We start from the raw sequence: 10,514 nt of genomic DNA, 5'->3' as shown, positions 1-10,514 counted from the left end.
CTTGAAGGGCAGGGCCTTTTCGATGCGCTTGCCGTAATCGCCGACATTGGCGCCAGCGACGCCGACCACTGCGGAGACGGTGGAAACGGTTTCACTTTTTAATCCTGCGTCGCTGAGAGCCGCTCGGGCGGATTCGACGATATTGACGAGAGAGTTTTCCAGATCGGAAAGGATATTGGCAGGCCCGGCTTTGCCGTGGCCGATGACCTTGCCCATTCTGTCCGCGACTGCGGCTCTGCAGCTTGTTCCGCCGCCATCTATGCCGATTGCAAGTTCCGTCATCGGACCTCCGGATACGCTGTTCCCTTGTGTTTTTCATACAATACCAAAAAAATACCATTTACCAAGCGGAAATGGTCAGGGAAATTCCTTGTTTTTATCCAGTTGATTTTAAACAATAAAAATTTTTTATGAATTTTCTCGCGTCCAGAAGTTAATTTCGGCTGGACAATTGGTATTTTTTTGGCCTTAATTCCGGAAAAGGGAACAGCGTATCGAGGCATGTGAAAACCGGCAAAGAAAAATCGCGCCGGCCAGGTTTCGAGAAAGGTGCAGACAGTGATCCGCAGGGCCGGCAAGGCTTGCGGATATGCGAGGCATCTTTAGCTTTTCTCTTATTTTTCAGGCGCCCGGTTCAGCGTATCGGGAGGGCGCACCATCAGGCCGGAAGGGATCATCTTCCGTGTCGATAGAGCTTCGGGCCGGCAATCTTGGCGGCTCAAAAAGGGGCGTTGGGTGCTTCCTCAGACACCCCAATTGCTTGTTTCAGATCGAAAACAGCGCCTAGCGGCGCTTAAAACAGGAGAGGGAAATGAAAAATACTGCTCTGAAAAGCTTGCTGCTGGCCTCCAGCCTGCTGTCGTCAGCCGGTCTCGTTCATGCCGCCGATGTCACGCTGACGATCGAAAGCTGGCGTAACGATGACCTGCAGATCTGGCAGGAGAAGATCATCCCGGCTTTCGAAGCCAAGAACCCGGGCATCAAGCTCGTCTTCTCGCCGACCGCGCCGACAGAATACGATGCTGCAACCTCTGCCAAGATCGATGCGGGCAGCGCCGGTGACATCATCACCTGCCGCCCCTTCGACAAGTCGTTGGCGCTGTTTAAGAACGGTAATTTGACGAGCTTGAACGATCTGCCGGGGATGGAGAACTTTTCGCCGGTGGCGAAGGCCGCCTGGACGACCGACGACGGCAAGTCGACCTTCTGCGTGCCGATGGCTTCGGYCATCCACGGCTTCATCTACAACAAGGATGCCTTCGACAAGCTCGGAATCGCCATTCCGAAGACGGAAGACGAATTCTTCGCAGCCCTCGACAAGATCAAGGCTGACGGCACCTACATTCCGCTCGCCATGGGCACGAAGGATCTCTGGGAAGCTGCAACCATGGGCTACCAGAACATCGGCCCGAACTACTGGAAGGGCGAGGACGGCCGTGAAGCTCTCATCGCCGGCAAGCAGAAGCTGACCGATGCCGACTGGGTCAAGCCTTACGAAGAGCTAGCCAAGTGGAAGCCCTATCTCGGCGATGGTTTCGAAGCGCAGACCTATTCGGACAGCCAGAACCTCTTCACTCTCGGCCGCGCTGCCATCTATCCTGCCGGTTCGTGGGAAATCGCGTTGTTCAACACGCAGGCGCAGTTCAAGATGGGCGCCTTCCCGCCGCCGGTTCCGAAGGCTGGCGACCAGGGCTACATCTCCGACCATCCGGATATCGGCGTTGCCCTGAACGCGAAGAGCACGCACCAGGAAGAAGCCAAGAAGTTCCTTGCCTGGGTCGCTTCGCCCGAGTTCGCGGATATCTACGCCAATGCGCTGCCGGGCTTCTTCAGCCTGAACTCCAACCCGGTCAAGATGACGGACCCGCTCGCTCAGGAATTCGTTTCCTGGCGCGGCCCGTACAAGTCGACCGTCCGCTCGACCTACCAGATCCTGTCGCGCGGCACGCCGAACCTCGAAAACGAGACCTGGGTTGAATCGGCTAACGTCATCAACGGCACGGACACCCCGGCCGTTGCTGCCGAAAAGCTCCAGAAGGGCCTCGACAGCTGGTACAAGCCGGCCAAGTAAGCCAAAGCATGAAGGAGGGCGGCAATCCGGTTGCCGCCCTCGTTCCTGTATCCTCGTGGGATGCCGCAGGAACCTAGCCACGCAAAGTCTTTCGCGTGAAAGAGTCTCCCGCACCGCTGAAGCGGTGCTGCTCGATCCCTGTCACAAGCAGGGATGAGGGAGAGAACGAAGCCAAAAGCGAGCCAAGTAATGACCGATCAGACATCGGCAATTCCTGAACCGATCAAACGTCCCGTACGCTGGCATATCGGAATCTTCCTTCTTCCGGCATTCATCGTCTATTCGGCGATTATGGTCCTGCCGCTGATCGAAACGCTCCGGCTCTCCTTCTACAATACCGTCGATGGCGCCCCTGCCTTCGTTGGCTTTGCCAATTACAAGGTTCTCTTCGGCGATGCGCGCTGGGCACATGATTTCTGGAACGCACTCCGCAATAACCTGATCTTCTTCGCCATTCATATGTGCGTGCAGAATCCGATCGGGATTGCGCTTGCGGCACTCCTTTCGACACCGAAGCTGCGCTTCGTTGCCTTTTACCGAACGGCGATCTTCCTGCCGACGCTGCTGTCCTTCGTCATCGTCGGCTTCATCTGGAAGCTGATCCTCTCTCCGATATGGGGTGTTGCGCCCTGGCTGATGAGCCTCGTCGGTATGAAATGGGCCTTTGCGCCCTGGCTCGGCCAGTCCGGTCCGGCGCTCGTCGCGGTGTCGCTGATCTCCAATTGGCAATATATCGGCATTCCGATGATGCTGATCTATGCGGCTCTTCTCAGCATTCCCGAGGAAGTTATCGAGGCTGCCGAATGCGACGGCATTACCGGCTGGGCGCAGTTCTGGAAGATCAAGCTGCCGCTGATCCTGCCGGCAATCGGTATCATCTCGATCCTGACCTTCGTCGGCAATTTCAATGCTTTCGACTTGATCTATACGGTGCAGGGTGCGCTTGCCGGCCCTGATATGTCGACGGATATTCTGGGGACGCTGCTTTATCGCACTTTCTTCGGGTTCCAGTTGCAGCTCGGCGACCGCTCCATGGGTGCGACGATCGCGACGGTGATGTTCCTCATCATCTTAGCCGGCGTGTCCTTCTACCTTTTCGCTATCCAGCGGCGCATGCGCCGCTACCAGTTCTGAGGAGTGTGAGCCCATGTCGAACAGAGCGCGCACATCCCCCATCCGCACCGGCCTCGTGCATCTGGCGCTGATCGGCTACACGCTGATCGCCATCTTCCCGGTGTTCCTGACGATCATCAATTCGCTCAAGGACCGCAACGCGATCTTCCGGTCGCCGCTGCAGGTGCCGACGCCTTCCACTTTCAGCCTCGTCGGCTATCAGACGGTGCTGGGGCAGGGCGATTTTGCCGCCTATTTCCAGAACAGCTTCATCGTGACGATCGTCGCGATCTTCCTCGTGCTGCTGTTCGGGGCGATGGCTGCCTTTGCGCTGTCGGAATACCGTTTCCGCGGTAATATGGTGATGGGCCTCTACATGGCGATCGGCATCATGATCCCGATCCGCCTTGGCACGGTCGCCATCCTGCAGGGCATGGTCGCGAGCGGCCTCGTCAACACGCTGACGGCGCTGATCCTCGTCTATACGGCGCAGGGGATACCGCTTGCTATCTTCATCCTGTCAGAATTCATGCGCACCGTGTCCGATGACCTGAAAAATGCCGGACGCATCGACGGCCTCTCGGAATATGCGATCTTCTTCCGCCTCGTGCTGCCACTGGTACGGCCAGCGATGGCGACGGTTGCCGTCTTCACGATGATCCCGATCTGGAACGACCTGTGGTTCCCGCTGATCCTGGCGCCGTCGGAAGCCACCAAGACCGTGACACTCGGCTCCCAGATTTTCATCGGCCAGTTCGTCACCAACTGGAATGCGGTTCTGGCGGCGCTGTCGCTGGCGATCCTGCCGATCCTCGTCCTTTATGTCATCTTCTCGCGGCAGCTGATCCGCGGCATCACCTCGGGAGCCGTCAAGTGAGCCAATCCGAAAAGCCGATCCGCGTTCTCGTCGCCGGCCTCGGCAATATGGGCCGCAGCCATGCACTCGCCTATCACAACAATCCGGGCTTCGAGATCGTCGGTCTCGTCAACCGCTCCAAGCCGTCGCAGCTTGCGCCGGAACTCGAACAGTACACGATCCATCCTGACTTCATGCGCGCACTTGTCGAATTGAAGCCGGATCTCTGCTCGATCAATACCTATTCCGACAGCCACGCCGATTACGCCGTTGCCGCCTTCGAGGCAGGCTGTGACGTGTTCGTTGAAAAGCCGCTGGCAACAACCGTTGCCGATGCGGAACGCGTCGTGGCTGCGGCGAAGAAGGCCGGCAAGAAGCTGGTCATCGGCTATATCCTCCGCCATCATCCATCCTGGAAGAAGCTGATCGAGGAAGCAAGGAAGCTCGGCGGCCCCTATGTCTTCCGCATGAACCTCAATCAGCAGTCCWGCGGGCCGACCTGGGCGACGCACAAGTCGCTGATGCAGACGACCTCGCCGATCGTCGATTGTGGCGTTCACTATGTCGACGTCATGTGCCAGATCACCGATGCCAAGGCCGTCGAAGTGCGTGGCATGGGCCTGCGGCTGTCGAATGAGATCGCGCCCGACATGTATAATTACGGTCACCTGCAGGTGCTGTATGAAGACGGTTCGGTCGGCTGGTACGAGGCCGGCTGGGGACCGATGATCTCCGAGACCGCCTTCTTCGTGAAGGATGTGATGTCGCCAAATGGCGCCGTTTCCATCGTCATGGATCCGAAGGCGAAGTCGGACGATATCGACACGCATACCAAGACCTCCGTCATCCGGCTGCACACGGCAGAGACCGGGCCTGACGGCAAGTTCATCCGTCCCGATCAGGACATGACGATGGAAGGCGAGCCCGGCCATCAGCAGCTTTGTGACCTGGAGCAGGCTTTCGTGCTGCGCGCTGTCAACGAGGATCTGGACCTTACCCGCCATATGGATGATGCGGTGGCTTCGCTGCGCATCTGCCTTGCCGCTGACGAAAGCGTGCGCACCGGCCGACCGGTTAGACTATAAGGAAAGACTAGTGGGATCGCTTCAACTCAAATCCATCCGCAAGGCCTATGGCAAGCACGAGGTGCTGAAGGGCATCGACCTCGAGGTCCAAGACGGCGAATTCGTCATCTTCGTCGGCCCTTCCGGCTGCGGGAAATCGACCCTGCTGCGCAGCATCGCCGGCCTGGAGGATGTAACCTCAGGCGCCGTTATCATCAACGGCCGCGACGAGACGCTGACGCCGCCGGCCAAACGCGGCATCGCCATGGTGTTCCAGTCCTACGCGCTCTATCCGCACCTGACGGTCAAGGACAACATGGGCCTCGGCCTCAAGCAGGCCGGCATGGCCAGGGACGAGATCGAGAAGCGCGTCGGCAAGGCGTCGTCGATGCTGTCGCTCGAACAATATCTGGCGCGTCGTCCGGCCGAACTCTCCGGCGGCCAGCGCCAGCGCGTGGCGATCGGCCGTGCGATCGTGCGCGAGCCGGAACTCTTCCTGTTCGACGAGCCGCTCTCCAATCTTGATGCGGCGCTGCGCGTGCAGACCCGCCTTGAGATCGCCCGCCTGCACCGCAGTCTCAAGGCGACGATGATCTACGTCACCCATGACCAGGTCGAAGCCATGACGCTTGCTGACAAGATCGTGGTGCTGAATGCCGGCGCAATCGAGCAGATCGGTTCGCCTATGGAGCTTTACAATCGACCGGCCAATACCTTCGTTGCGGGCTTCATCGGCTCGCCGCAGATGAATTTCATCCCTGGCGACAAGGTCAGCGATGCAGAGGCAAAGACGGTCGGCATTCGTCCCGAGCATCTGACGCTGTCGCGCGACAGCGGCACTTGGAAGGCAAAGACCGTGCATGTCGAGCATCTTGGCGCTGACACCATCGTCTATCTGGAATCCGAGCAGTGCGGCCTGCTGACCGCGCGCCTCTTCGGCGAGCACAAGTATGAGCCGGATGAGATCGTCTATGCTACGCCTGACGGAAGTCACGTCCATCGCTTCGATGCGAACGATCAGGCAATCCGCTGATTGCACCCGGAATGAAAAAGCCCTGCCGGAGAGCGGGGCTTTTTCGTTCGGGTCAACGCCGCAAAAGCCTGCCATCGATGATGATCAGGCTCGCCATGATCAGGATCATTCCGCCAAACTCGAACGTCTCCAGTTTTTCGCCGAGAAAGACCGTGCCCAGTAAAATCGCGCTAACCGGCACCAGCAGCGTCACCAGCGAAGCATTGGTCGCTCCGGCCGAGGCGATGAGATTGAAATACAGAATGAAGGCGAAGGCGGTGGTGAGGATCGCGAGAACCAGCACCGCCATCCATATGGGAATATCCGACGTGACGATCTCGGCTGGGCTGTAGAGAAAGAAAACAATTGGCAGCATGAGGACGGTAGCGCATGTCAGCTGGCCGGTCGCGACGACTGTCGGACTTATGCCTTTGAACCGCTTGGCGTAAACGACAGCGAAGGCGTAGGAGACGGCGGCTCCGATGACCGCGAATTTTGCCCATGTCGGGCCGCCAAGATTGGATAGAAGCCCTGGACCGATCATGACGGCGGCGCCTGCTATGCCGATCGCGACGCCTGCGATCTTCATGGTTGAGATCTTTTCATCTGATGTCAGCAGGTTTGCCACAAGGATCGTCCAGAGGGGCGTGGTTGCATAGAACACAGACGCGAGGCCGGCGCCGATTTCTGTCTGCCCAGTGAAGATCAGTGAAAACGGAATGACATTATTGAGAAGGGCGAGAAACAGGAAAGAGCCGGGCCGGGCGAGAACGGGCGCGCAGGAAGTGCCGCGCAGCCTTAGCCATAGATGCAAGACCAGGGCGGCGATTGCCACGCGATAAAGCACGAGGGCCAGCGGCGGAATTTCGGCCACGGCGATGCGGGCGAAGAAAAAGGAGCCGCCCCAAAGCGCGCCGAGCAGCACAAGCTGGCCCCAATCCTTCGCCGACATCGGTTGTGGCATCGCTTCGGTGCGCAAAGCCGTTGTCCCATGAAAATGGAATTCTGCCTTGCACTCTATCCCTGGCGCTCGCGGCCTACAGCAACGGAACGATCCATATATATGAATTCGATGGAATTTGGTGCTGTCTTATCCCTATCAGCCGGATCGATATGTCTCGACCGAGTTCCAGCCTAATCAGCCGAGAACGGGCCTCATGAAGCTGCGTTCATAGCTGATGATGCTGCGGTTGCGCTTGTCGAGTTCGTAGGCGGCCCGGCACTCCGGGTCGCTTGCCATGCGGATGCGGTAATCCTCGTAGGCAGCAAGGCTCGGGAAGGAAAACAGCGCAACGGCAATATTGTTTGCGCCTTCGGACGGCAGGAAATAGCCGTGATGGGCGCCGCCCATCCTGTTGACGATGGGGATCCAGAGCCGAGCGTATTGTTCGAATTCGGCAAGTTTGTAGGGGTCGATGACGTATCGCAGATGGCAGGTAATCATTGAAGACCCCGTTGTTGAACGACCGAGCGGATGACCGTCCGGTCTGTATTGCTTGCCAGGATTCGAGGCAAGCCGTTTGGTCAGTTCCCTTACGCTGCCTTCCGTTTCGATGCTATCTCCCTGGCCTGAGTATTCAGAGGGGCAGGGGCTCATGAAAATTAGGTATCAGGCATGCAAAAGGCGCCGCGTTGACGGCGCCTTTATTTGATTTCGGTTTCTTTCGATCAGTCGCGGATGACGAGCAGGTCGGCGGCCATGAAGCGGAGCGTCACTGTTTCGCCAGCGGCCGGCGGAGTAACACCGGGGCTGTTGAACATGTCGAAGGAGATGACGTTGCCGCCGACATTCATGCGGGTGCGGATGACCGAACCGAGGAAGTGGGCGGAGACGACCTCACCGGTCAGGGCGGTGTCGCTCTGGGTGCCTTCGGCGAGCGAACCGGCTTCCGGACGGAGCGCAAGCTGCACGGTGTCGCCGGCCTTGTAGGTCTGGACGGATTGTTTCAGCGTCACACCCTGATCGCCGATCTGGATCCGGTTGCTATCCGGATCGATCACCTTGGCTTCGATGAGGTTCAGCGTGCCGACGAAGGAGGCGACGAAGCGCGTTGCCGGCGTGTTGTAGATCTCGAAAGGCGTGCCGATCTGGTCCGCCTTGCCGCCGTTCATGACGACGATACGGTCGGAGATCGAAAGCGCTTCTTCCTGGTCGTGCGTGACGAAAACCGTGGTGATGCCGAGCGACTGCTGGATCTGGCGGATTTCTTCGCGCAGTGACACGCGGATCTTGGCGTCAAGTGCCGAGAGCGGCTCGTCGAGCAGCAGGACCTGCGGCTTGACGGCAAGGGCGCGGGCAAGAGCAACGCGCTGCTGCTGGCCGCCGGACATCTGGTAGGGAAAGCGGTCTGCCAGATGATCGAGCTTGATGAGGCCGAGCATTTCCTTGACGCGTTTGTCGATCTCGGGCTTCGGAGCACCCGCGACCTTCATGCCGAAGGCGACGTTGTCATGCACAGTCATGTTCGGAAACAGCGCGTAGGCCTGGAAGACCATGCCGATGTTGCGCTGGTTCGGCTTCAGCGCGCGCTGGTCCTTGCCGTTGATCGTCAGCGTGCCACCGGTCGGCGTTTCGAAGCCGGCGATCATGCGCAGAACGGTCGTCTTGCCGCAGCCTGACGGGCCGAGGAAGGAGACGAATTCTCCTTTCTCGATGTTCATGTTGAAGTTCTTGACGACCTGGGTCTGGCCGAAGGATTTCTGAATGTTGGTCAGCGTAAGAAAGGACATGAGCCAAATACCTTATACCCTAGCCGGGCGGGCTTTGCCAAAGCGGGAAACGAGATTGAGCAGGCCCATGCTGAGCCAGGTGATCGAGAAGGCGATGACGGCGAGCGCGGAAGGTTCATAGGCCTGGTTGGCGCCGACACGCTGCAGGTAGGGGCCGAAAGCAGGGCGGCCGAGCAAAGCTGCCATGGTGAATTCGCCCATGACGATCGCGAGCGTGATGAAGGCGCCCGAAAGCACGCCGCTCATGACGTTTGGAAAAATGCACTTGAACATGATCGTCGTCCAGCTTGCACCCAGGCTTTCGGCTGCTTCCGTCAGCGTGCGGACGTCGATGGCGCGCATGGCGGTATCGACGGCGCGGTACATGTAGGGCAGCGAGAGCGTGATGTAGGAGAACATCAGCAGGATGTTGGTGCCCGTCGTGGAGCCGGTCAGCGGCAGGTACGAAGACGACTTGTACATCTGGATATAGCCGAAGACGATGACGATCGCCGGGATGACGAGCGGCAGCAGCGTGATGAATTCGACGACTTGACGCATCTGTGGCAGGCGCAGGCGCACCCAGTAGGCGGTCGGTACGACGAGCAGCATGCCGAAGACGATGGTCAGCGCGGCCATCATCATGGAGTAGCTGAACGTCTCGCGGAAACTGATGTCTGAAAAGACAGACTGATAGGCATCGAACGAATAGGCATCACGACGCTTGCGCAGGGAGAATTCCAGCGTGCCGAGAAGTGGTACGATGAAATAGGTTGCTCCGATGATGATGGCGATCCAGGCGCCGATACGTTGTCCCTTCATTTTTGCCACCGTTCAGCGCGCATGCGCAGCATGAGATAGAGAACATTCGAAACGCCGGTGATGACGATCATGCCGAGCGCAATCGCATAGCCGAGATTGGCGTTGTGAAGCACGTCGCCCTGGATCTGCGCGTAGAGCAGGATCGGGACGATGTTGAGCGACGAGCCGGTCAGCGCATAGGCAGTTGCAATAGCGCCGAAAGCATTCGCAAACAGAAGCAGCGTCGTGCCGAGCAGGCTCGGCCAGAGGATCGGCAGGGCAACCATGGTCCAGTATTGGCGGTTGGTGGCGCCAAGGATCTGCGAAGCTTCGCGCCATTCCTTCTTCATGCCGTCGAGCGCCGGCGTCAGGATCAGCACCATCAGCGGGATCTGGAAATACATGTAGGTGATGGTGAGGCCGAAGAAGGAGAGAAGGTTGAAGCCGGTGCCATAAAGGTTGAAGCCGAACCAGTCGCGCAGGAAGAGGGTGACGAGGCCGGTGCGGCCGAGTGTCGCCAGGAAGGCGAAGGCAAGCGGCACGCCGGCAAAGTTCGATGCGACGCCCGAGAATGTCAGCAGTGTTGCGCGGACCCCGCTCGGCAGGCCGCCGAGCACGACGGCCCAGGCGAGAAAGAAGCCGATGAGCGCGCCGCCAAGAGCGGACGCGACCGAGACGCGGATACTGATCCAGTAGGCGCTCATAATGGATGGCGTGAAAAGATCTCTGATATTTTGCAGCGTGAAATCGCCATCGGGTGTCAGAAACGCGCCCGCTACAAGATACAGAGTGGGGATGATCAGAAATAGCAGAGAAAAAATAATGAAGGGGGCAATGCCCAGCCAGTCGATCACACGATCTTTGTTGATCAAGGGGGCGCTGCTAACC

The 10,514-nt window shown here is 58.7% G+C and carries 11 protein-coding genes; 5 read left to right on the top strand and 6 right to left on the bottom strand.

What is annotated here, in order from left to right:
- Positions 1-282 (bottom strand): BadF/BadG/BcrA/BcrD ATPase family protein (locus AC1D35_RS33025; RefSeq protein ID WP_477942064.1); only part of this gene is annotated, 282 nt, incomplete at its 3' end.
- A gap of 529 nt (positions 283-811) precedes the next feature.
- On the opposite strand from AC1D35_RS33025, the gene AC1D35_RS33020 reads away from it, so the two are divergent.
- The 5 genes from AC1D35_RS33020 (at position 812) to AC1D35_RS33000 (ending at position 6,137) form a co-directional block, all read left to right on the top strand.
- A complete protein-coding gene (locus AC1D35_RS33020) occupies positions 812-2,071 on the top strand; it encodes an ABC transporter substrate-binding protein (RefSeq protein WP_477942062.1) in 1,260 nt (419 codons plus the stop codon).
- Between the two features lie 189 nt (positions 2,072-2,260).
- Positions 2,261-3,205: a carbohydrate ABC transporter permease gene (locus AC1D35_RS33015; protein WP_113300056.1), complete on the top strand. Its 945-nt coding sequence runs from the start codon at positions 2,261-2,263 to the stop codon at positions 3,203-3,205.
- A gap of 13 nt (positions 3,206-3,218) precedes the next feature.
- Positions 3,219-4,061: a carbohydrate ABC transporter permease gene (locus AC1D35_RS33010; RefSeq protein WP_113300057.1), complete on the top strand. Its 843-nt coding sequence runs from the start codon at positions 3,219-3,221 to the stop codon at positions 4,059-4,061.
- Positions 4,058-5,125 (top strand): Gfo/Idh/MocA family protein, encoded by a 1,068-nt coding sequence (locus tag AC1D35_RS33005; protein ID WP_477942058.1) that lies wholly within the window; start codon positions 4,058-4,060, stop codon positions 5,123-5,125. Before AC1D35_RS33010 ends, AC1D35_RS33005 begins: the two co-directional genes overlap by 4 nt.
- 10 nt (positions 5,126-5,135) lie before the next feature.
- A complete protein-coding gene (locus AC1D35_RS33000; protein ID WP_113300059.1) occupies positions 5,136-6,137 on the top strand; it encodes an ABC transporter ATP-binding protein in 1,002 nt (333 codons plus the stop codon).
- Between the two features lie 52 nt (positions 6,138-6,189).
- Here AC1D35_RS33000 and AC1D35_RS32995 read toward each other — a convergent pair whose 3' ends face one another.
- The 5 genes from AC1D35_RS32995 to AC1D35_RS32975 form a co-directional block, all read right to left on the bottom strand.
- On the bottom strand, positions 6,190-7,068 hold the full coding sequence (locus AC1D35_RS32995) for a DMT family transporter (protein WP_477942055.1): 879 nt from the start codon (positions 7,066-7,068) through the stop codon (positions 6,190-6,192).
- Between the two features lie 186 nt (positions 7,069-7,254).
- Entirely contained in the window at positions 7,255-7,560 is a 306-nt protein-coding gene (locus AC1D35_RS32990; RefSeq protein WP_113308041.1) for an NIPSNAP family protein, read from the bottom strand.
- 224 nt (positions 7,561-7,784) lie between these two features.
- Positions 7,785-8,846 carry an ABC transporter ATP-binding protein gene (locus AC1D35_RS32985; RefSeq protein WP_113300061.1) on the bottom strand — a complete coding sequence of 354 codons (1,062 nt, stop codon included), beginning with the start codon at positions 8,844-8,846 and terminating at the stop codon, positions 7,785-7,787.
- 12 nt (positions 8,847-8,858) lie between these two features.
- Positions 8,859-9,647, bottom strand: a complete 789-nt coding sequence (locus AC1D35_RS32980; RefSeq protein ID WP_113300062.1) for an ABC transporter permease — start codon at positions 9,645-9,647, stop codon at positions 8,859-8,861.
- A partial coding sequence (locus AC1D35_RS32975; RefSeq protein ID WP_477942052.1) for an ABC transporter permease occupies positions 9,644-10,514 on the bottom strand: 871 nt, incomplete at its 5' end. The genes AC1D35_RS32975 and AC1D35_RS32980, both read right to left, overlap by 4 nt.

It is taken from the genome of Rhizobium sp. P1_E6 (genome assembly GCF_056405875.1).
Note: the sequence above shows the minus strand (reverse complement) of the source record. Positions and strands in the feature narration are given on the sequence as shown.